At 65.8% G+C, this 20,361-nt stretch carries 16 protein-coding genes; 3 read left to right on the top strand and 13 right to left on the bottom strand.

Going from position 1 to position 20,361, the window contains the following annotated elements; translation table 11 throughout:
• Nucleotides 1–36: 36 nt before the first annotated feature.
• From ACZ5YA_RS11015 to ACZ5YA_RS11000, 4 genes are read right to left on the bottom strand one after another with little or no spacing between them, the layout of a single operon-like run.
• Nucleotides 37–1,995, bottom strand: a complete 1,959-nt coding sequence (locus ACZ5YA_RS11015; protein ID WP_464092499.1) for a 3-hydroxyacyl-CoA dehydrogenase NAD-binding domain-containing protein — start codon at nucleotides 1,993–1,995, stop codon at nucleotides 37–39.
• A complete protein-coding gene (locus tag ACZ5YA_RS11010) occupies nucleotides 1,992–3,287 on the bottom strand; it encodes an acetyl-CoA C-acetyltransferase (protein WP_464092498.1) in 1,296 nt (431 codons plus the stop codon). Before ACZ5YA_RS11010 ends, ACZ5YA_RS11015 begins: the two co-directional genes overlap by 4 nt.
• Before the next feature lie 29 nt (nucleotides 3,288–3,316).
• Nucleotides 3,317–5,665, bottom strand: coding sequence for an acyl-CoA dehydrogenase (locus ACZ5YA_RS11005; protein WP_118933842.1), 2,349 nt, complete (start codon nucleotides 5,663–5,665; stop codon nucleotides 3,317–3,319).
• Between the two features lie 47 nt (nucleotides 5,666–5,712).
• The gene (locus ACZ5YA_RS11000) at nucleotides 5,713–6,378 is read right to left on the bottom strand and encodes a TetR/AcrR family transcriptional regulator (protein ID WP_059372165.1); all 666 of its coding nucleotides are present in this window, start codon (nucleotides 6,376–6,378) and stop codon (nucleotides 5,713–5,715) included.
• Nucleotides 6,379–6,759: 381 nt separating this feature from the next.
• Here ACZ5YA_RS11000 and ACZ5YA_RS10995 point away from each other — a divergent pair, with 381 nt between their 5' ends.
• From ACZ5YA_RS10995 to ACZ5YA_RS10985, 3 genes are all read left to right on the top strand, one after another.
• The gene (locus tag ACZ5YA_RS10995) at nucleotides 6,760–8,364 is read left to right on the top strand and encodes a glucosamine inositolphosphorylceramide transferase family protein (RefSeq protein WP_118933841.1); all 1,605 of its coding nucleotides are present in this window, start codon (nucleotides 6,760–6,762) and stop codon (nucleotides 8,362–8,364) included.
• Between the two features lie 564 nt (nucleotides 8,365–8,928).
• Nucleotides 8,929–9,681, top strand: coding sequence for a response regulator transcription factor (locus tag ACZ5YA_RS10990; protein WP_059372168.1), 753 nt, complete (start codon nucleotides 8,929–8,931; stop codon nucleotides 9,679–9,681).
• Between the two features lie 360 nt (nucleotides 9,682–10,041).
• A complete protein-coding gene (locus tag ACZ5YA_RS10985; protein WP_059372171.1) occupies nucleotides 10,042–10,707 on the top strand; it encodes a response regulator transcription factor in 666 nt (221 codons plus the stop codon).
• A 149-nt stretch (nucleotides 10,708–10,856) separates the two neighbouring features.
• Here the strand turns inward: ACZ5YA_RS10985 and ACZ5YA_RS10980 are convergent, their stop codons facing one another.
• From ACZ5YA_RS10980 to gmd, 9 genes are read right to left on the bottom strand one after another with little or no spacing between them, the layout of a single operon-like run.
• Complete coding sequence (locus tag ACZ5YA_RS10980; protein WP_059372821.1) at nucleotides 10,857–12,113, bottom strand: glycosyltransferase WbuB; 1,257 nt, start codon at nucleotides 12,111–12,113, stop codon at nucleotides 10,857–10,859.
• Nucleotides 12,110–12,670, bottom strand: coding sequence for a putative colanic acid biosynthesis acetyltransferase (locus ACZ5YA_RS10975; protein WP_059372172.1), 561 nt, complete (start codon nucleotides 12,668–12,670; stop codon nucleotides 12,110–12,112). Before ACZ5YA_RS10975 ends, ACZ5YA_RS10980 begins: the two co-directional genes overlap by 4 nt.
• Nucleotides 12,667–13,554: a glycosyltransferase family 2 protein gene (locus ACZ5YA_RS10970; protein WP_059372178.1), complete on the bottom strand. Its 888-nt coding sequence runs from the start codon at nucleotides 13,552–13,554 to the stop codon at nucleotides 12,667–12,669. Before ACZ5YA_RS10970 ends, ACZ5YA_RS10975 begins: the two co-directional genes overlap by 4 nt.
• Before the next feature lie 13 nt (nucleotides 13,555–13,567).
• Nucleotides 13,568–14,698 carry a glycosyltransferase gene (locus ACZ5YA_RS10965; protein ID WP_464092497.1) on the bottom strand — a complete coding sequence of 377 codons (1,131 nt, stop codon included), beginning with the start codon at nucleotides 14,696–14,698 and terminating at the stop codon, nucleotides 13,568–13,570.
• Entirely contained in the window at nucleotides 14,691–15,986 is a 1,296-nt protein-coding gene (locus tag ACZ5YA_RS10960) for an O-antigen ligase family protein (protein ID WP_118933839.1), read from the bottom strand. Before ACZ5YA_RS10960 ends, ACZ5YA_RS10965 begins: the two co-directional genes overlap by 8 nt.
• 27 nt (nucleotides 15,987–16,013) lie before the next feature.
• Nucleotides 16,014–16,916: a glycosyltransferase family 2 protein gene (locus ACZ5YA_RS10955; protein WP_059372182.1), complete on the bottom strand. Its 903-nt coding sequence runs from the start codon at nucleotides 16,914–16,916 to the stop codon at nucleotides 16,014–16,016.
• A gap of 20 nt (nucleotides 16,917–16,936) precedes the next feature.
• Nucleotides 16,937–18,253 carry an oligosaccharide flippase family protein gene (locus tag ACZ5YA_RS10950; protein WP_464092496.1) on the bottom strand — a complete coding sequence of 439 codons (1,317 nt, stop codon included), beginning with the start codon at nucleotides 18,251–18,253 and terminating at the stop codon, nucleotides 16,937–16,939.
• A 38-nt stretch (nucleotides 18,254–18,291) separates the two neighbouring features.
• Entirely contained in the window at nucleotides 18,292–19,245 is a 954-nt protein-coding gene (locus ACZ5YA_RS10945; RefSeq protein WP_054453071.1) for a GDP-L-fucose synthase family protein, read from the bottom strand.
• 6 nt (nucleotides 19,246–19,251) lie between these two features.
• Nucleotides 19,252–20,361: a GDP-mannose 4,6-dehydratase gene (gene gmd, locus ACZ5YA_RS10940; protein WP_013395110.1), complete on the bottom strand. Its 1,110-nt coding sequence runs from the start codon at nucleotides 20,359–20,361 to the stop codon at nucleotides 19,252–19,254.

Raw genomic sequence — 20,361 nt, 5'->3', positions numbered from 1 at the left:
GCCGGTCTTGTCGTTCCGGTTTAGGGTGTACAGGTCCTAATCGGCCTCAGCCGGTCTTATACTTTGCAACGCGTTACTGCTTTGGTAATGCAAGGGGCCGCCCGTGAATGGCGCGAACCCCGTTCCGAAAATCACGCCCGCGTCGGCCAGGTCGGCGTCGGCGACGATGCCTGCGTCCACGCGCTGGCGCGTGGCGTCGATCAGCGGTTGTATCAGGCGCTGCGCCAGGCCGGCGGGCGCGCCGGACTGGCTGGCGCCCTTGACCGGCTTGCCGTCGCGCCAGACGTAGAAGCCGCGGCCGCTCTTCTTGCCCAGGTCGCCGCGCGCCAGGCGCTCGGCCAGGCAGCGCGGCGGCTCGGCGTCGCCAGCAAGTTCCGCGCCTGCCGCGCGAGCGATGTCCAACCCCACGGTATCGGCCAGCTCCAGCGGCCCCATCGGCATGCCGAATGCCACCATGGCCGCGTCCACGGCTTCGGGCGCCAAGCCCTCGTCCACGCTGCGCATGGCCTGCAGCATGTAGGGCGCCAGCACGGCGTTGACCAGGAAGCCCGGCGCGCTCTTGACCGGCAGCGCCAGCTTGTCGATCTGGCCGACGAAGGCGCAGGCTCGGGCCTGCGTCTCGCCCGCGTCGCCGTCGGCTTGCACGACCTCCACCAGCGGCATCTTGGCCACGGGATTGAAGAAGTGGATGCCGACCAGCCGTTGGGGCTGCGCCAGGTCCGCGCGCAAGGTTTCCAGCGACAGGCTGGAGGTGTTGGTGGCGAGCAGCGCATCGGGCTTCATGCGCGGCTCCAGCGAGCGGTAGAGCGCGCGTTTGGCTTCGGGCTGTTCGCTGATGGCTTCGATGACGATGTCGGCCAGCGGCACGCCGCCGCCTGCGGGATCCGGCACCAGGCGGTCGAACGCCGCGCGCGCGAGCCGCGGATCCTTCAGGCGGCGCGAGAACAGCTGGGCAGCGCGCTTGATGGCGGGCGCGATGCGCGCCATGTCCTGGTCCTGCAAGGTGACCGTCATGCCCTTGAGCGCACACCAAGCCGCGATGTCGCCGCCCATCACGCCGGCGCCGACCACGTGCACGTGGCGCGCGGGCGCAATGCCGGCCTGCTTGCCGTTGGCCTTCAGCCGTTCCTGCAGGCGGAACACCCGCAGCAGATTGCGGGCGGTGTCGGAGGAAATGATGCGCTCGATCAGCGCGGGCGCCTGCAAGGCGTTGCCGCCGTGCTTTTCCCAGATCTCGACGATGGCGGGCGCGGCCGGATAGTGGCCCAGGGGATCCTTGGCCGCGATCTGCTTACGGGCGCGGTTGGCGACGATGGCCTTGAGCGGCCAGCGGTTGGCCCAGGCCCCGAAGCCGCGCGCGCGCCGGGGCGCCTTGCGCGACAGCACGGTCTGGCGCGCGGCCGCCAGCAGCAGGCGAGGCGGCACGCGCGCGTCCGCCAGGTCCAGCGCGGCGGCGCGGCGCGCGTCGGCGCCGCGGCCGGTCAGCATCATGTCCAGCGCGGCAGGCGCGCCGATCAGCCGCGGCAGGCGCAGCATGCCGCCCCAGCCGGGAAAGATGCCGAGCATGACCTCGGGCAAGGCCAGTGAAGTCCCCGGTTGGTCCGCCACCAGGCGGTAGCGGCAGGCCAGCGCCAGTTCGAGGCCGCCACCCAGGCAGTGGCCCTGGATCAGGGCCAGCGTGGGGTAGCGCACCGCGGCCAGGCGGTTGAACAGGTCCCAGCCGCGCGCCACCAGCGCGCGCGCCTGTTCGGGCGTGCCCAGGCTGGCGAACTCGTTGACGTCGGCGCCCACGACGAAGCCCGTGGCCTTGCCGGAGCGGATGACCAGGCCCGTGGGCGGGGCCGCGTCCAGCGCGTCCAGCACCACCGCAAGTTCGCTCATGGCGTCGGCGGACAAGGCGTTGACCGCGCTGCCGGCGCGGTCGAAGGTCAGCCAGGCCAGGCCGTCGGCATCGCGCTCCAGGCGCCAGTGCGCCAGCGTGTCGATAGTCGTCATGAGCGGTCCTCGTCCAGGGTTTCGACCAGCATCGCGCCGCCTTGGCCGCCGCCGATGCAGATGGCCGCCATGCCGCGCCTGGCGCCGCGGCGCTTCAGGGCCGCCAGCAGGTGCAGCACGATGCGGGCGCCGGAAGCGCCCACGGGATGGCCGATGGCGATCGCGCCGCCGTCGACGTTGAGCCGGGCCGGGTCGAGGTCGCCCCAGGCCGGCGTGCCGAAGTGCTCCTGGCAATAGGCATCGTCGCGCCAGGCCGCCAGGCAGCCTAACACCTGGGCGGCGAAGGCCTCGTTGATTTCCCACAAGTCCAGGTCATTGAGGCCCAGGCCGTGGCGCTGCATGATCGGCGTGGCCGCGTGCACCGGCCCCAGGCCCATCTGCGCGGGATCGAGGCCGGCCCATTGGCTGTCGACGATGCGGCCCAGCGGCCGCAGGTTCCATTTGCGCACCGCTTCCTCGGAAGCGAGGACCAGCATGGCGGCGCCGTCGGTCACTTGCGAGCTGTTGCCCGCGGTGATGTTGCCCCAGGGCTTGTCGAAAACGGGCTTGAGCTTGGCGAGCTTCTCGGGCGTGGAATCATCGCGCACGCCGTCGTCGTCGGGGTACAGCTTGCCCTGCGTGTCGATCAGCGGCGAGATCTCGCCCAGCGCGCCGGCCGCGCGGGCCGCCAGCGCGCGCGCGTGGCTTTGCGCAGCATAGGCGTCCATGGCGGCGCGGTCGATGCCGAAGCGGGTGGCGACGTTCTCGGCGGTCTGCCCCATGGACAGGCCGACCACCGGATCGGTCAGGCCCTTGAGCAGACCGATGACGGGGGCGAGATTGCGCAGCCGGAAGCGGCCCAGCGCCGCGAGCTTGGCGCCTGCGCCGCGCGCGGCATACCAACTGGCCAGCCAACGCACCATCTCGTCCGAATACAGCACCGGCGCGCGCGACAGCGCGTCCGTGCCGCCGGCCAGCACCAGTTCCGAACGGCCGGACTGGATGTTGGCCACTGCGGAATCCAGCGCCTGCATGCCCGAGGCGCAATTGCGCATGACGGTCCAGCCCGGCACCTTGTTGCCGCAGCCCAGGCGCAGCGCGATCACGCGGCCGATGTTCACTTCATCGGGCGAAGGCGCGGCGCAGCCCACGATGACCTCGTCCAGGTCGGTGGGCGCATAAGGCTGGCGCAGCAGCAGCGCGCGGCCCGCCTGCACGGCCAGATCGCCGGCGGAGAAGGGACCCGGGCCGGTGCGCGCCTTCAGGAAAGGCGTGCGGGTGCCGTCGACGACGTAAACCGGTTTGAATGCCATCCGATTTCTCCTTTCAGGCGGCCCTGCGTTCAGGCGGCCCTGCGTTCGGCTGCGGGGCTGCCCTGGTCCGCGGCGCGCAAGTCAAAGGCGAAATCATCCACTTTCACCACCGTGTCGCGCAAGCGGTTGCGGCGTTTCACCACTGCGTATTCTTCGGCGGTGATGCCGCCGATGGCGAAGGCGGCATCGGCGATGTCGCGCACGTTGGCCTGCGGGTTGCCGTCAAGCGCGCCGCGCTTTTCAAGTTCGCGGATCTTGGCTTCGATGGGCTCGGCGTCCAGCGTGGCGGCCAGCGCCAGCTCGATTGCGCCCACCGGTTCGGCCTCGGTCGCGGGCAGGTGGCAGCCGGCGGTCAGGCGGTCGCGCGTCGCGCTTGGGTTGATCAGCAGCCGCGCAACGTCCTGGCCCAGCTGGTCCGAGGGCAGGGCTTGCGTGCGGCCCCAAGGCAAGACCAGGCGGCGCAGGCTCCAGGCGACGAAACGGTTGGGGTAGTTTTCCAGCACGCCTTCGATGGCTTCCTGCAGCTTGTACAACGCATCCTGGATGGACCAGTGCGCCAGCGGCGCGTCGGCCGCCTGGCGGCCTTCGTCTTCGAAGCGCTTGAGCGTGGCGCTGATCAGGTACATCTGCGACAGCACGTCGCCCAGGCGCGCCGACAGGCGCTCGCGGCGCTTGAGGCTGCCGCCCAGCACCAGCATCGAGGTGTCGGCCAGCAGCGCGAAGGCGGCGCTGTAGCGGCTGAGCAATTGGTAGTAGCGCTTCATTTCCGGCGCGACGTCGGCGTTGACGCCGACGAAACGCGCGCCGGTGAGGGCGGTGCCCAGGGCGCGCAGCTTGTTCTTTGCGACGAAGCCCACGTGGCCCCAGAAGGCGCGGTCGAAATCATCCAGGCCGCGCTTGCGGTCGGGCGATTGCGCGGCCTGCATTTCAGCCAGCACGTAGGGATGGCAGCGGATCGCGCCCTGGCCGAAGATGATCAGGCTGCGCGTGAGGATGTTGGCCCCTTCCACCGTGATGCCGATCGGAATCTGCTGGTAGGCGCGGCCCAGGAAGTTGGACGGCCCCAGGCAGATGCCCTTGCCGCCGATGACGTCCATGCCGTCGTTGACGACCTGGCGCGCCCGTTCGGTCACGTGGTACTTGACGATGGCGGACACGACCGAGGGTTTCTCGCCCAGGTCCACGGCGCCCGCCGTCATGCTGCGCGCGGCGTCCATCATGTAGGTGTTGCCGCCGATGCGCGCCAGCGCTTCCTCCACGCCTTCGAACTTGCCGACGGGCGTGCGGAACTGGCTGCGCACGCGCGCATAGCCGCCCACCGCCCGCGTCGTCAGCTTGGACATGCCGGTGTTGGAAGAGGGCAGCGAGATCGAGCGTCCCGCCGCCAGGCATTCCATCAGCATGCGCCAGCCCTGGCCCGCCATGGCCGGGCCGCCGATGATGAAATCCAGCGGCATGAAGACGTCCGCGCCGCGCGTGGGGCCATTCATGAACATGGCGTTCAGCGGGAAATGGCGGCGGCCGGTGTCCACGCCCGGATGGTCGTGCGGCACCAGCGCGCAGGTGATGCCCAGGTCTTTCGCGCCGCCCAGCAGGCCGTCGGGATCGTACAGGCGGAACGCCAGGCCCAGCAGGGTGCACACAGGCGCCAGGGTGATGTAGCGCTTGTCCCAGGTGACCCTCATGCCTATCACTTCGCGGCCTTGCCATTCGCCCTTGCAGACGATGCCGCTGTCGGGGATGGCCGCGGCATCGGAACCGGCCCAGGGGCTGGTCAGCGCGAAGGCGGGTACTTCCTCGCCGCGCGCCAGGCGCGGCAGGTAGTGGTTCTTCTGCTCGTCGGTGCCGTAATGCAGCAGCAGCTCGGCCGGGCCGAGCGAGTTGGGCACCATGACCGAGACCGCCAGCGCCGACGAGCGCGTGGACAGCTTGGTCACGATTTCGGAATGGGCATAGGCCGAGAATCCCAGGCCCCCATATTGCTTGGGAATGATCATGCCCAGGAAACCCTGGGTCTTCAGGTAGCTCCAGACCTCTGCCGGCAGGTCGTGGCTTTCCTGGGTGACATGCCAGTCATTGACCATGCGGCAGGCCTCTTCGGCCTGGACGTCGAGGAAACGCTGCTCGTCATCGCTCAGGCGCGGGCGGGGATAGGCCAGCAGGCGGCTCCAGTCGGGCCGGCCGCGGAACAGCTCGCCTTCCCACCATACCGTACCGGCCTCCAGCGCATCGCGCTCGGTGTCCGACATCTGCGGCAGCACCTTGCGGTACAGATTGAAGATCGGCGCCGACAACAGGGCGCGGCGGATCGGACGCACGCCCAGCAAGACCGCCGCCAGGAGCGCGACGATGACCAGAGCGTAGATGACTGCGTGCATTTTCTTGTCTCCGTGGAGGTTCTGTTCCGTCTGCGGGCGCGTGGCGCTCAGGGCACGTGCGGCAGGGGCGAGCGCAGGCCGCCGAGCAGAAAGCTCATCAGGCGCGGCAGCAGCAGGTTGGGGTTATCCGGTTGCTCGGCGTCGTCTATGGTCCAGCCCGTGACCGAGCGCAACAGGTCGGTGCCGATGATGGCGTACGAGGTGGCGCCCAGCATGAACTGGAAGCGCCACATGATTTCCGCGCGGGGTACGTCGGGCAGGGCCGCGAACAGCGCGTTGCGGTAGCGCTCCAGCACGTCCGCGTACTCCTCCGCGAACAGCGCGCGGATGAAATCGGAGGGGTCGGTCATGGTGCGTTCTAGCAGCGGCAGGAAGGTGCTGCCCGCCTGCGCGGGATCCGCCGCCAGGCGCAGCAACGTGCCGAAAAAGGCATCCACGATCTGCGACGGCTTCAGGGGCCTGCCTTCGGCTTGCGTCTCCAGTTCATCCAAAAGTCGCAAGCGCTCGCGGTTCAGCACTTCCAGGCGGCGTTTGAGCACCGCCTGCACGAGTGATTCCTTGGAGCCGAAGTGGTAGTTCACCGACGCCAGATTGACGCCGGCGGCCGCGGTGATCTGGCGCATCGAGGTGCCATCGTGTCCCTGCTGGGCAAACAAGGCCTCGGCGGTGTCCAGGATGGATTCACGGGTGAGGGATGGTCTGATTTCTTGCATAAGGTTGAATTCAAACGTTTGTTTAAAAACAATTATGCGTGAGAGATGGTTGAGACGCGAGCCTCGGCTATCCCCAATAGGGTTTACCACTACCGGCGCGCGATTCCAGCGTTCAGGACCGACCGGATTTTCGCCAGCCTCCGCCAGAGGGATGACAAATCTCATGCGGAGGGAGTAACGATTTCCTAGTGTTTGCGCATGATCCTGAGCCATTCGTCCTCGGACTGCCGACCTAGGATGAATGTGGTCTGGAACGGAGGCGCAAAACCCCGCAGTATCAGCGCGAGGAGTTGATTCTGTCGCGCCCCTGAATACGCAATGGCTAGCCCGTTCGCCCTACCGGACGGAAGGCCGATCAGCCCTGGCACAGGAGCAGGAGAAATGAAAACCTACAGAGTGGGACTGCTGGTTGACGGGTACGAGCAACCCGGTTGGATGCATGAGATGGTGGATTGGCTCAGGCATAGCCAGGATTTTGAAGTCGCTGCTTTGCTGGTGATAAGCGAGGAGGGCGGCGAGAAAGCGCCCCGCCTGGGCGTGCGCGCCCTGTTTGGCGCCCTGTCGCGTCTGGAAGCGCGGCTGTTGCCGGCAAAGCAGCGGCAGGCGCTTGCGTGCCGCGACATGCGGGAAAGCGTGCCGCAGGATACGGCCGCCGTCCTGTCGCTGGCGCCTGGCATGTCCGCGGACGAGATGCAGGGCCAGGTCGCGGCGCTGGGCCTGGACCTGGTCATCACGCTGGGCGCATCGCCGGCCACGCGTGAACAAATGGCGGGCTGGACGCGGCTGGGGGTATGGCAGCTGAGCTATTCGGATATTGCGGTGGCGACCAGCCGCTATGCCGGCTTCTGGGAGGTCTATCAGCGCGAAGATCACACCACGGTGAAACTCTGGCGCGTCGGACCGCGAGAGGACCAGGACGAACTGCTGGACCAGCGCAGTTTCAACACCGAAGTGTTCTGGTTGAAGAATCAGGCGCGCGCGTTCAGCCTGGGGAATTTCATGGTGTACGACGCGCTGCAGACGCTGGCGCGCGTCAAGCAAGGGGTTGCGCCGCCGAGCATGCAGATCATGAGCGGCTTGCGGCGCGATGATCCGGTGGAATGGGATAGCGCCGCATATATTGCGCGTCAGGCCTGGTTAATGTCGGATTTGATTGTGCGCCGCGTCATGAAACGCAATGTGCGCTGGCGGATCGGCATGTTTCCCTCTGCGCGGCAGCAGGCGGTGGTATCCGAGGCCATGGTGTTGCAGCCACCCAAGGGCAGATTTTTTGCGGATCCGTTCGTATATACCCAGGATAAAAAACCGTATATATTTTTCGAGGATTACGATTTTACTTCCCGCAAGGGCACGATCTCGGTCGCGACCTACTCCGACGGGGCTTTCCGCCTGTTGGGGACGGCCTTGAACCTGCCCTACCATCTGTCGTTTCCTTATATATTCGAGCACGAAGGCGTCACCTACATGGTGCCGGAGACTTGCGGAAATCGCAGTATTGAACTCTGGAAATGCACCGATTTTCCGCTCAAGTGGGAGCTTGATGTAAATTTGATGACGAATATATCCGCCGTCGATACCATTATTTTCAAGCACGGCGAATACTGGTGGTTATTAACTAATATTGACCGGACCGACGGTCAAAGCCATTGCGACGAATTATTCGCTTTCTTTTCGGATTCGCCGCGCTCGACCGAGTGGACGCCGCATGCCTGCAACCCCATCGTGCGCAACCCGATGCGGGCGCGCAACGCCGGAATCGTTGTGTCGCCTGGCGGAGAGGTGATCCGCTGTGCTCAGTACCAGGGCTTCTGCCACTACGGCAAGGGCGTGTCGCTGAACCGGATCGAGGAACTAACGCCATCCACCTACGTGGAAACGGACGGCGAAATCCACTACGCAAGTTTCCTGAGAAAACGCCATGCTTCGATGCACCATTGGCATCATCAGGGCGGGCATACGGTATTTGACTTCGCCTATATGGAGTAAATCGTTCCGGAAACGCAAAAATAAAAATGTTACCTATATTTCGATTACGAGAAAGACGCACGGGCTTGATGTGTCCGCGGAAACATATAGACAGTTATTGTCCTGGTTCCGGAACTTCCAGGCCGCGCCCGGCGGATGCCGCGGCGCGGCTTTTTTACGGCTGTAACATCGGCCTGCCTTAGCCTGGAAGCCACGTCCGTCCTGCATCTTCCATAGGGAAAGCGCAAGCTCCTCATGGGGAATTCCTGGTGAAAACCCTAGCGCCGGAATGGATGAGATGCGCGTCTCGTCCGGATTTACGATGATGATTAAGGCTAACGAATGATTTCTGTTTTTGTCGGATTATATCGAGCCGAAACGTCTTGATTTTGACAATTTCGAACCATAAGATGGGTCCATGCCATCCGTTATGTTGGCTACCAAAGTCTCCCAGCCCAAATGCTCCGGTTCAGCTTCATTAGATATTCCGGAATATTGCGGACTCGCACCGCGGGGTTGGAAAAAAAATAGTCTTCAGCACAGCGAAGATCCCTTCTAGGCCCGTCGAAAAACCGGGAGGACACCATGGCCAAGATGGTCCTGATTGAAGCCCATCCGCTCCTGCGGTTGGGGTTGTGGCAGATTCTGAGCAAGTTGGATGATGTGTGGGAAATCGAGGGGATGGGTTTGGCTGACATCTCCAAGGCGGACGGCGTGCACGCGGGCGCCGACCTGTTGATCTACGGATTGCCGGTGGATACCGACGAAGCATGGAGCGCGCTGCATGAAATCCAGCGCGTGCTCACGCCCAAGCGGATCCTGCTTCTGACGGACGTCATGCCCCTGCCCATGCCGGTGCAGGGCCTGCCCGGGGCAAGCGTCTACGGCTGCCTGATGAAGACGGCCTCGGTGGAGATCCTTGAAGCGGCCATCCGCCTGGTCATGGCGGGCGGGCAGTGCTTCCCCAGCGAACAGGCGTTGCAGGCTCCCGCGCAAACGGTCTGCGCCTTGCCGGCCCGGGAAGCCGACGATGCCGCCGCCAGCAAGGGCTCCATGCCCGTCAGCGCCGGCGCGCAGCTGCTGCAGATCACGCCGCGACAATACGAGGTGCTGGTGTTGCTGGCGCGCGGTTATCCGATCAAGACCGTCAGCAGGATGTTGAACATTTCGGTGGCAACGGCCAAGACGCATGCATGCACGCTTTACCAGCGCTTGCATGTCAAGAACAAGGGCGAAGCCGTGTACGCAGCGCTGCAGCGTGGCGCGACCTTGGAATGGCATGAGCCCAATGGCAGGGATGTGGACGCCGGGCAGCTCTATGGGCGCAAGCTCGGGTAGCGCGGCCGTGGTTGCGCTGCCTGCCCGGCAGCCTGGAACGCAAGCGTTCCATTGCTGCCGGGTATGCGCATAGCCATCATGGCTAATTCTTACACAGCAGTATCCGCGGTCGCAGTGCTGCTGCATTCCTCCACCAATCATCCTCCTGAACGAGATTCAGCGAACGTAGCCGCTGATAGCATGGGTTGTGTCCGCAAGACTGGATCGAGAGGGCGAACCACTCCGCCTCGCCATCGCGATTCCGTGCCGCGGACGAGATTCCCGTGAGGTCGGTGACGCCAGCAGCCTGCCGTTGCAGCAATGATGCGCCAGCGTCATGGGAACCGTGTATGGGCCATGCGTCACAAGGTTCCCCCCGGGATGACAACCGTACTGATCGAAGACTACGCTCTGCTCCGTGTCGCGATCCAGCATGTGCTGGAGCGTGCGCGGAACACCGACGATATTCTGGCCATCTCGCCAGCCCAATTGCTCACCATGTCCAGTTCGATCAATCGCCCAGTGGAGCTGCTGGTGATGGGTTGCAGCGGCCTGGCCGAGCAGGACGTCGGGCTCCTGTCCCAATCGATGGCGTTCTTCATGCCGCGGCTGGTGCTGGTGCTTTATTCGGTACTGGACCCGGGCGTCATGGCGGCGTGCGCGCGGGCGGGCGTCGCGGGCTACATGCCCAAGGCCTCCAGCCCCGATGCGCTGGCGGCCGCGGTCAGCCTCGTCATGGCGGGCGGCGAGTGCTATCCGCAGCCCGCGGCCCGACCTCAGGGCGCCTCGCATCCGCCAACCCAGGAGCTGAGGGAACTGACCCAACGGCAGGAAGAGATCCTGCAGTTGCTGGTGCAGGGCAAGACCATGCGCGAGATCGGCCAGCAGGTCGGCATATCGGTGGCCACGGTGAAGAGCCATGCGCGCACGCTGTACTGGAAACTGAACGCGCGCAACCAGGCCGAGGCGGCCTATATCGCCGTGCAGATGGGACTGGTCAGAAGCGGCAACGGCGCAACGGCCGCCAAGCACGATCCAGATGCGTAGGATGGGTTAGGCGCGAGAGATCCGATGCAAGAGCGTCGGTCTCGAGCGCGCGTAACCCATCGCCAACCGCCCAAGGAAAATAGAACGCGTCGCAGCGTTGACGGCTTGCACGCGGCAGATGCGGAAGGCTTGTGCGGTCGTTCGGCCGTTCAAACGCCCGCGCCGCGGGCCGCATGCTTGCCCTTGGCCGCAACCAGCGCTTCGAATTCCTGTTCCGCCGCAGCCAGCACGCTGTCGACGTGCAGATGCGTCTGCGCGTACTGGCGCGCCGCGGCGCCCAGGGTTTCGCGGATCTGCGCGTTGTAGCTGAGCTTGCGCACCGCCTCGGCCATGGCGGCGCCGTCTTCCGGCGGCGTCAGCAGGCCGCAGCGCGCGACCACGCCGGCCAGCTCGGTGCCGGGCGCGGCGCCGCACACCACGGGCCGGCCGCTGGCCAGCATGCCGGTCAGCTTGGACGGCATCACCAGGTCGGCGGCGCCGGCGCGTTGCGGCAGCAGATGGATGTCGGCGGTGTTGAGCAGTTCGCCCAGGCGTTCGGCCGGCTGCAGGTCCAGGAAGACGACGCGGGCCAGGCCCTCGCATTGCTGCTGCAGCGGCGCGCGTTCGGGTCCCTGGCCGCAGAAGACGAACCACAGGCGCGTCTCGCGGCTGAGTCTGCGGGCCACGTCGGCCAGCGTCTGCAAGCCCTGCTTGCCGCCCATGTTGCCTGAATAAAGCGCAACGATGGCGTCGTGAGGAATGCCCAGCTCGGCGCGGTAGTCGCCGCCGCCGGCGCGCGGCGCGATCGCATCGACGTCGATCCAGTTGGGCAGCAGCACGGCGCGGCCCGGGTCCACGCCCTTGGCCCGCGCCAGGTCCAGCATGCGGTTGGAAATGGTGGACACGCGGTCGAAGCGGCGCATCAGCCAGCGTTCGGCCCTGAGCACCATGGCGCGCAGGCCGGCGCCCTTGAGCAGCCCCAGCTCGAACGCGGCGTCCACTTCATAGTCCTGGATGTGCAGCCAGGCGCGGGCGCCGCAAAGCCGCGCCGCCAGCCAGGCGGCGGGTGCGCAGAATAGCGCGGGTTCCACCACCAGGATGATGTCCGGCCGTCCCGCGGCCGCGCGCAACAGCGAGGGCAGGCTGGACAGGGCGAAGCTGGCCAGGTGGATCAGGCGCTTGAGGCCGCCCGGCCGTTCGGGAACCCAGAGCGGCGCGCGGCGTACGGTGACGCCGCGCAGGACTTCCTTGCGGTAGCGGCCGGCGCGATAACCATCGTGCACCTGCCACTGCGGATAGTAGGGCGGGGCGGTTACCACGCTGACGTCGTGGCCGCGCGCAGCCAGCCATTCGGCCAGTTCGGCGCTGTATTTGCCGATACCTGTGAGTTCAGGCGCGTAGTTGATGCCGTAGATGAGGATTTTCATGCCGGGCCAGCCTGGCGCGGGCGTACCGGGCGGCATGGGTTGCCGTGGCACACCATGGCGGGCGGCATGTTGCGGAATACCGAGCTGCGCGCGCCGATCACGGCTTCGCGTCCGACGGTCACGCCGGGGCCGATGAACACGTCGGTCGCCACCCACGCGCCGTCCTCGATGCGCACGGCGCGTTCGCGCAAGGGGAAATCGGGTTGCCCCGCATCGTGGTCGGCGGCGCACAGGTAGCTGCGTTGCGACACCACGGCATGGGCGCCGATATGGATAGGCCCCAGGCTGTAGATGACCGCGTCGTCGCCGATCCAGGCGTAGTCGCCGATTTCGACCTTCCAGGGATAGGTCACGGTGGCGGTGGGCCGGATCAGGACCTTGCGGCCGACCCGCGCGCCGAAGCAGCGCAGCAGCCAGCGGCGAAAGCCATAGGCGACCTGCGGCGACCAGCGGAACAGCGTCGCCTGCACCGTCCACCAGAGCTGCACCGTCAGGGCGGAGCGGCCGCGCTGGCCGGGCGCCAGCGCAAAACGGTCGAGCTGTTGCAGGGCGCTCATTTGGCGGCTCCCGCCACGGCGTCGTCGCGCGCGGCGGCGGCGCTGGCCTGCCGCGCTTTCTGGATTTCCTCGGTCTTGATGCGGATCTGCCAGTAGTACATGGCGCGCGCCACCGCGTAGTCGTAGCCCGCCTTGCCGTCCAGGAAGCCCAGGCGGAACACATAGGAATGCAGGAACGAGATGGGCGCCTTGAACGGCATGGCCTGGAAGATGCGCTTGAGCAGGGCGCGCGCGCCCACGTTGGCCTCGCGCGGATCGTTCATCAGGCCTTTGGTGCGCAGGTTCGCTTCCCAGTCGGAATAGCGGTTGTGCTTGTCGAAGTAATGGAACAGCGAATCATGGTCGTTGTGCACCATGCGCTGGCGCAAGGCGAAGGTTTCGCCTTCGACTTGCGGCTGGTAGTGGCCTTCGACTTCCCACATGTGCGCCACGTCCAGGTCGTCATAGTCCAGGAAGCGCGAGCGGTCGCGCGCCAACAGGGCCAGCTTGTAGACGCGGTGCCCGTGTTCCAGCTTCTTGCCGCAGAACACGTAATCGAACGGCACGAAGGCGCCGCCGGCGCCCGCCGCGAAGCGCGGCAGGGCTTCGCGTATCTCGGCGGCCAGAGCGGGCGTCATCTCCTCGTCCGCGTCCACGTACAGCACCACCGGATGCGAGAACGGCAGCTGTTCCAGGCACCACTGCTTCTTCTTGGGATACTTGCCGTTCCACTGGAAGTTGGAGACCTTGGCGCCCAGCGCCGTCGCCATGGCGCAGGTCGCGTCGGTGCTGTTGGAGTCCACCACGAATACTTCGTCGAATTCGACCAGCGCCTTCAGGCACTTGTTGATGTTGCGTTCCTCGTTCTTCGTCATGACGACGACCGATACCGGTATCTTCTGCATGATGCTGTCCTGTTCAGGGCGTGCCGCGCTGCATCAGCGGGCGGAAGAGGGCGATGACGTTGCGGCAGTGCCGTTCCAGGGAAAAGGCGTCGGCGCGTTCCGGGCCTTGCTCGGCAAACCGTTCACGCGTCTCCGCGTCATAGGCCAGGCGGCGCACCGCCTCGGCCAGGGCCGCGGCGTCGCCCACAGGAACCAGCAGGCCGTAGCGGCCGGAATCCAGGATTTCAGCCGGGCCATGGGGACAGTCGGTGGATATCACCGGCACCCCCAGGCACAGCGCCTCCACCAGCACATTGCCGAAGCTCTCGCGCAGGGAGGTCAGGGCGAATGCGCCGGCGCCCGCAATCACCGGGAACGGGTTGTCGATATGGCCGGCCAAGGTGACCGGGCTGCGCGAGCCGCGCTCATCGATGCGCTTTTGCAGGGCGGCGTGCTCGGATCCTTCGCCCAGGATGGTGAAGCGGATGCCGGGGTCGTCCAGCAGGGCGGCCGCGTCGATCAGCGTCGCATAGTCCTTCACCGCTTCGAGCCGGCCCACGGCCACGACATGGTAAGGCTCGGCTTGCGCGGATTCCTCGCCGCCGCGGCTGCCCTGCGCACGTACATTTTCCAGCGGCACGCCGTTGTAGATGGTGTGGACCTTGCCGCGCAGCGGCGGGAACATGCTGACCAGGTCTTCCTTGACGCCGCGCGATACGCCCACCACCGCATCGTGACGCCGGTAGGTCTGGCTGACCAGCCAGCATTTCAGGCGCCGCATGCGCGAGGCTCCGTAATGGATGGCCGGGCTGCTGTGTTCGAAGGCGACGGTGGCGAACTTGCCGCGCAGCAGCTTCTTGGCCGCCACCACCAGCATGTTGCACAAGAGGCCGTGCGAGCAGACGATGGCGGGCTTGTCGCGCCGGATCTGCATGAGCAGTTTGAAAAAGGCCACGGGCAGCATCAGCCGCAGCGCGGTCGGAGATTCGTTGACGGGGAGCGCCCGGGTTACCTTCGGATTGGATACGGGATACTCGCGGATACGCGAGCGCAGCAGGAACAAGGCGGAATCCACCCCTTGTTCCGGCAAGGCATCCACGATGAAGGCGACACATCTTCCTACGCCGCCGTGCAGGTCTGGCGCGACAAACAAGACATCAGGCATGTGGGATCACTCTAGTTGGCGTCCGGCGCGCAACGTCCGGGCGGTGGCTGGGGGCGGATGTCGTTCTTTGTTCTGGCACGGGCATGATCTGGGCATTGCGCATGAGCGACAGGCAATAGCACAGCAGGAACCCGGTGAAGGCGGTCTTGGGCGCGTACGCCAGGCCGCCGGAAAGCGAGTCGATGAAGATATAGATAGGCGCGGTGGCCAGCAGGTAGCGCCGGTGCAGCTCCAGGCCCGGATGCGCATATCGTCGGAACAGCGTGAGCAGAAGAATGAGCACGGGCGGCAGCATGATCATGAAGGTGCCGACCACGCCGAACTTCATCAGGTAGAAGGCCCAGGAATTGTGGGCGAAGGTGCTCAGCTCGAAGCCGTTCTCGCCCATGACCCAGCTGCGAAAGCCCGCGCCCTTGCCGAACACCGGACTCTCCGCGAAGAAGTCCATTTGTCCCTGCATCTCCTGGACGCGTGCGCCATAGCTGGAGTCCTCGTCCAGGCGCTCGACGCTGAAGATGCGATTGGTGAGCACGTCCAGGTAGCCGATCGCGGCGAAGACCAGCACCCCGGCGACTGCCGCCGGCGCAAAGACCAGCACGGCGCGGCGCCGGATCTCGGGGCCCGCGCCCAATAGCACGGCGATGAACACCGAGATCGCCAGTTGCAGGTATTGGCTGCGGTTTAGCGAAAACACGAGGGCCAGCAGCATATAGACCGTCAGCGCGTAGGCCTTGGGTCCGGAAACGTTGAGCGTGCGCCGGAAGTACAGCAGCGACACCACGCCGAACGGGATGGCCCATACGCCCAGCCGCACGTTGCGCAGCGGATTCGCCACGCTGAAGCCTTGCAGCTGTTCGGCCAGCATCAGCGTGGCCACGGCCAGGCAGGCCGCCACGATGTACTTCTGCAGCACCGCGTAGGCGGCCGGGCTGTCGATATCCTTGTAGCAAAGAAAGGGCGTGCACAAGAAATAGAACACGATGCGCAGGTCCCGCGCCACGTCGCCGGTCTCGATGCCCGGATGATGCAGCGACACCAGGATCAGATAGATCACCGACACGGTCTGGATGCCCAGCAGCATGCCCAGCATGCCGCGGGGCAGCGCATAGGCCGCGGGATCCGCGAGCCTCAACATCTTGACCACCAGCATGGCGACGAACAGGAAATCGAAGGGCGACAGCTTGAAGCTGCCGACGCCCAGGACGAAGTGGTCGTCGTTCAAGGCCAGCGCCGTGAAGGCGAACATGCCCAGCAGATGCAGGGTGGATAGGCGGCGGTGCGTGGTCATTGCGGCTCTTCTCTGTGTGGAAAGACGCTAGTGCGAAGCCCAGTCGTCGCGTCCGAAAATCTTGGTGGTCAGTTTTTCGAACAGATAGGACAGGTCTCCCTGGCGTGCGTGGGCGGCCACCTTGGACGCGCGGCACGACAGTTCGAACAGCTTGCCCAGGCCCGGCTCCGTGCGGCGGATGCGCGTGACGATCTGTTCGCGTTCCTCGAGCAGCACGTCCTGCATCAGCGCCGTCTTGGTTTCGTCGTGGGCGGTGTAAACGCCCATGGCGTCAGGCACGATCAGGTTCTTGCCTTCGCGCAGCAGCCGGCTCCACAGCTCCAGGTCCATGCAGTAGCGCATGCTCTCCTGCAAGAGCCCGTACTTCTGCAACAGGTCGCGGCGGAAGATCGCCGACTGGTTCGGGATGGACGCCTTCACCACCGTCAGCGTGCCGCGGTTGACCGGCGTGTAATGGATCTTGCGGAAGATCCGGTTGTCGGCGTCGGCCACGAACAGGTTGCCGCTGACGATGGGCGCGCGCCCCTTGGAGGCGGCCGCGCCCAGCTTGCGCAAGGCGCCGGGGAAGTACAGGTCGTCGGAATTCTGCCAGCCCACATAGTCGCCGGTGGCGCGTTCGAAGCCCTTGTTGATGGCATGCGACTGGCCGCGGTCCGGCGTGCTTTCCCAGTACGTCAGGTAGCGCTCATACTTGCGGATGATGTCCACGCTGCCGTCGGTGGAGCCGCCGTCGATGATGATGTACTCCAGCCGCGGATAGCCCTGGTTCAGCACGGACAGGATGGTGCGTTCCAGGAAGCGGGCCTGGTTGAACGAGGGGGTCACGATGGTCACTTTCGGCAACAGGCTGCCGGCGATGGGCGCCGGCGGCCGCAACTCGCGGACGAAGTCGATGAGCTGACGTGAGTACTCGTTATGACGCTTGCGCATGTAGGACCTCAGCATATGAGTTAACGGGTGGCCGCAGGCAAGGCGCCCGGAAAATCTGGGCGGGATTGACGGATGGCGAGAGCCACGCCGGCCAGCGTGATCGCCGCGTAGGCCATGCGGCCCCATGCCGCGGCGTGTTCGCCCGCCGCGTGTACCAGTCCTGCCATGACGCACAGCATCGCCAGGCCGCCCAGGCCGTTCAGGATGGCGACGGCACGCGAATTGCCCAGGCCCAGCAGGGAAAAGTGCGCCGCGGCGTTCAAGGACAGCAGTCCCGAGGCCACGATCAGCAACTGGAAGGTGCCCAGATGGCCGCTGGCGACGTTGTCTCCCAACAGCAGGTTCAGAAGCGGATGGCTGACCGCCAGCACCGCCAGCGTGGCGCTGGCCGACAGCGCCAGGTTCCACAGCATCATGCGGCGGATCTCGCGTTCGACGGCGCCGGGATATGGGGGCGAAACCGACAGGCGGGTGACGCGCGGCATGGCCTTCTGGAAGATGGCGACCGACGCGGTATGGATGATCTGGCCGACCTGCACGCCGACCGTATAGATGGCCAGCGCGGCCGGACCCATGAGGCTGCCGACCAGCACCCGGTCCACCGAGCCGAAGGCGAGGGCGCTCAGGCTGTTCAGCCAGGACCAGCGGGAGAACCGGAAGGCGTCCATCATGGCGCTGCGGTCGCGCACCGGGCGCACCAGGATGCGGCCATAGGTGCGCGCGAACACGCGCATCTTCACGCTGCCCGCGATCAGGAGTCCCAGCGCCTGCGCCAGGCCGGTCCAGGTGGGCGATGCCGTCAGCCAGGCCGTGGCGCAAGCCAGTCCCATCGTGCCGGTGCGGCTGAAGACTTCGCACAGCGCCGTGGCGCGGAAGTCTTCGCGCCCCTTCAGGCAGCCGGAGAACAGCTGGTCATATTGCTGCGTCAGGTAGATGGCCAGCGCGGGCATGGCCAGCATCGTCACCGCCACGCCGCCGAAGGTCGCCGCCGGCCAGCCCAGGCCCACCACTGCCCACAGCAATACTGCGGCCAGGGTCACGACCCCGAGCGCGCAGCCGATCAGCGACATGCTTACGCCGGCTGCGCGATAGGTGCCGCCGGGCTCGTGCATGCGCTCGGACACCAGCTTGGTCGCCGTCACCGCCGCGCCCAGGTTGGCGGCATTGCCGAAGCCGGCCAGGGCGATGATCATGGAGTACTGGCCGAAGCCCACGGTCCCCAGCTGCCGGAACAGGATGGGCAGGGCCACCAGCGCCGCGACCGGCCCGATGCCATACTCCACCAGCCCCCAGAAGGAGGCATTGCCGGCGATATGTTTCCTGAGGAATCCGAGCATGGCTGGGGCCTGTGGGCATATGGGTTCTGGCGAGGCCGTCAGGCCACGGGCAGCGCATGCTGGGTGCGTTCACGCAGGAAGTGGCCGTAGGCCAGCGTGATGCCATGCGTCAGCGAGATCTCCGGTTTCCAGCCCAGCGCCTGCATGCGGGCCGAGTCCATCAGCTTGCGCGGCGTGCCGTCGGGTTTGCTGCTGTCGTAAACGATGTTGCCCTCGTAGCCGACCACGCGGGCCACCAGCCTGGCCAGGTCGGCGATCGAGATGTCCTGCCCGGCGCCGATGTTGTAGATGCCTTCCGCCTGCGGATGCTCCATCAGCATGACGCAGGCCTGGGCCAGGTCGTCCACATACAGGAATTCGCGCAGCGGCGCGCCGGTGCCCCAGATGCTCACGCTTTCCTGCCCGGATTCCCGGCCTTCGTGGAATTTGCGGATCAGCGCGGGCAGCACGTGGCTGCTTTGCAGGTCGTAGTTGTCATGCTGGCCATACAGATTGGTCGGCATGGCGCAGATGAAACGCGCGCCGAACTCGCGCTGATAGGCCTCGCACAGCTTCAGGCCCGCGATCTTGGCGATGGCGTAGGGCTCGTTGGTCGCCTCCAGCGGCCCCGTCAGCAAGGCGTCCTCGCGGATGGGCTGGGGGGCTTCGCGCGGATAGATGCATGACGAACCCAGAAACAGCAGCTTGCGCACCCCGGCGGCATACGCGGCGCGGATCACGTTGCACTGGATCATCAGGTTCTTGTACAGGAACTCCACCGGATGCGTCTGGTTGGCCAGGATGCCGCCGACCTTGGCGGCGGCCAGGTACACCACGTCGACCGGCGTGGTCGAGAAGAAGCGGTTGACCTGATTCTGGTTTTCCAGATCCAGCTCCTCCCGGCCGCGGGTCAGCACGTTGCGGTACCCGCGGCGCTGCAGCTCGCGGGTGATCGCGGCGCCTACCATGCCCCGGTGGCCGGCGACGAAGACGCGTTGCTCCAGGTTCGTCATGTCGTGCTACTCCTTGTAGGCGTAGATTTCGTAGCCGTTCTGCTCCACCAGCGCATCGCGCCGCGCGTCGCGCAGATCGCTCTCGACCATTTCCTTGACCAGTTGCGCGAAGGAGGTGCGTGGCGACCAACCCAGCTTTTCGCGCGCCTTGGTCGGATCGCCCAGCAGGGTTTCCACTTCGGTCGGGCGGAAGTAGCGCGGGTCCACCCGGACGATCACCTGGCCCGGCTTGATGTCATGGACCGGCGAGAACAGCACGGTGGCGGTCTCTTCCAGCCCTTCGCCTTCCCAGGCCAGCAGGATGCCCAGCTCGCGCGCGGCGGTATTGATGAACTCGCGCACGCTGTATTGCATGCCGGTGGCGATGACGTAGTCCTCGGGCGTGTCCTGCTGCAGCATCAGCCACTGCATTTCGACGTAGTCGCGGGCATGGCCCCAGTCGCGCAGGGCGGACAGATTGCCCAGGTAAAGGCATTCCTGCAGGCCGAGCACGATGCGGGCCAGGCCGCGGGTGATCTTGCGCGTGACGAAAGTCTCGCCGCGCTTGGGCGATTCGTGGTTGAACAGGATGCCGTTGCAGGCATACATGCCATAGGCTTCGCGGTAGTTCACGCTGATCCAGTAGGCGTACAGCTTGGCCGCCGCATACGGGCTGCGCGGATAGAACGGCGTGGTTTCCTTTTGCGGCGTCTCCTGCACCAGGCCATACAGCTCGGAGGTGGACGCCTGGTAGAAGCGGGCCTTGTTCTCCAGCTTCAGGATGCGGATGGCTTCCAGGAGGCGCAGGGTGCCCAGGCCGTCGGCGTTGGCCGTGTACTCGGGCTCCTCGAACGAGACGCCGACATGGCTCTGGGCGGCCAGGTTGTAGATCTCGTCGGGCTGCACCGACTGCACGATGCGGATCAGGCTGCAAGAGTCGGTCATATCGCCGTGATGCAGCACGAAATTGCGGGGCTGGTCATGCGGATCCTGGTACAGATGGTCGATCCGCGCGGTATTGAACAGCGAAGCACGCCGCTTGATGCCGTGGACCTCATAGCCCTTGGCCAGCAGAAACTCCGCCAGATAGGCCCCGTCTTGGCCAGTAACGCCGGTAATCAGTGCCCGTTTTGGCAT

The organism is Achromobacter sp. JCM 18799 (assembly GCF_055395645.1).
The sequence above is the reverse complement of the archived record's forward strand: the minus strand, read 5'-3'. Positions and strand labels throughout refer to the sequence as shown.

What these genes read in the sequence shown, in the direction of transcription:
- ACZ5YA_RS10945 (WP_054453071.1), bottom strand. Translation starts at nt 19,245, where the DNA reads ATGACGAACCTGGAGCAACGCGTCTTCGTCGCCGGCCACCGGGGCATG.
- ACZ5YA_RS11000 (WP_059372165.1), bottom strand. Translation starts at nt 6,378, where the DNA reads ATGCAAGAAATCAGACCATCCCTCACCCGTGAATCCATCCTGGACACC.
- ACZ5YA_RS10980 (WP_059372821.1), bottom strand. Translation starts at nt 12,113, where the DNA reads ATGAAAATCCTCATCTACGGCATCAACTACGCGCCTGAACTCACAGGT.
- ACZ5YA_RS11005 (WP_118933842.1), bottom strand. Translation starts at nt 5,665, where the DNA reads ATGCACGCAGTCATCTACGCTCTGGTCATCGTCGCGCTCCTGGCGGCG.
- ACZ5YA_RS10975 (WP_059372172.1), bottom strand. Translation starts at nt 12,670, where the DNA reads ATGAGCGCCCTGCAACAGCTCGACCGTTTTGCGCTGGCGCCCGGCCAG.
- ACZ5YA_RS11015 (WP_464092499.1), bottom strand. Translation starts at nt 1,995, where the DNA reads ATGACGACTATCGACACGCTGGCGCACTGGCGCCTGGAGCGCGATGCC.
- ACZ5YA_RS10985 (WP_059372171.1), top strand. Translation starts at nt 10,042, where the DNA reads ATGACAACCGTACTGATCGAAGACTACGCTCTGCTCCGTGTCGCGATC.
- ACZ5YA_RS10965 (WP_464092497.1), bottom strand. Translation starts at nt 14,698, where the DNA reads ATGCCTGATGTCTTGTTTGTCGCGCCAGACCTGCACGGCGGCGTAGGA.
- ACZ5YA_RS10950 (WP_464092496.1), bottom strand. Translation starts at nt 18,253, where the DNA reads ATGCTCGGATTCCTCAGGAAACATATCGCCGGCAATGCCTCCTTCTGG.
- ACZ5YA_RS11010 (WP_464092498.1), bottom strand. Translation starts at nt 3,287, where the DNA reads ATGGCATTCAAACCGGTTTACGTCGTCGACGGCACCCGCACGCCTTTC.
- ACZ5YA_RS10990 (WP_059372168.1), top strand. Translation starts at nt 8,929, where the DNA reads ATGGCCAAGATGGTCCTGATTGAAGCCCATCCGCTCCTGCGGTTGGGG.
- gmd (WP_013395110.1), bottom strand. Translation starts at nt 20,361, where the DNA reads ATGCCAAAACGGGCACTGATTACCGGCGTTACTGGCCAAGACGGGGCC.
- ACZ5YA_RS10970 (WP_059372178.1), bottom strand. Translation starts at nt 13,554, where the DNA reads ATGCAGAAGATACCGGTATCGGTCGTCGTCATGACGAAGAACGAGGAA.
- ACZ5YA_RS10995 (WP_118933841.1), top strand. Translation starts at nt 6,760, where the DNA reads ATGAAAACCTACAGAGTGGGACTGCTGGTTGACGGGTACGAGCAACCC.
- ACZ5YA_RS10960 (WP_118933839.1), bottom strand. Translation starts at nt 15,986, where the DNA reads ATGACCACGCACCGCCGCCTATCCACCCTGCATCTGCTGGGCATGTTC.
- ACZ5YA_RS10955 (WP_059372182.1), bottom strand. Translation starts at nt 16,916, where the DNA reads ATGCGCAAGCGTCATAACGAGTACTCACGTCAGCTCATCGACTTCGTC.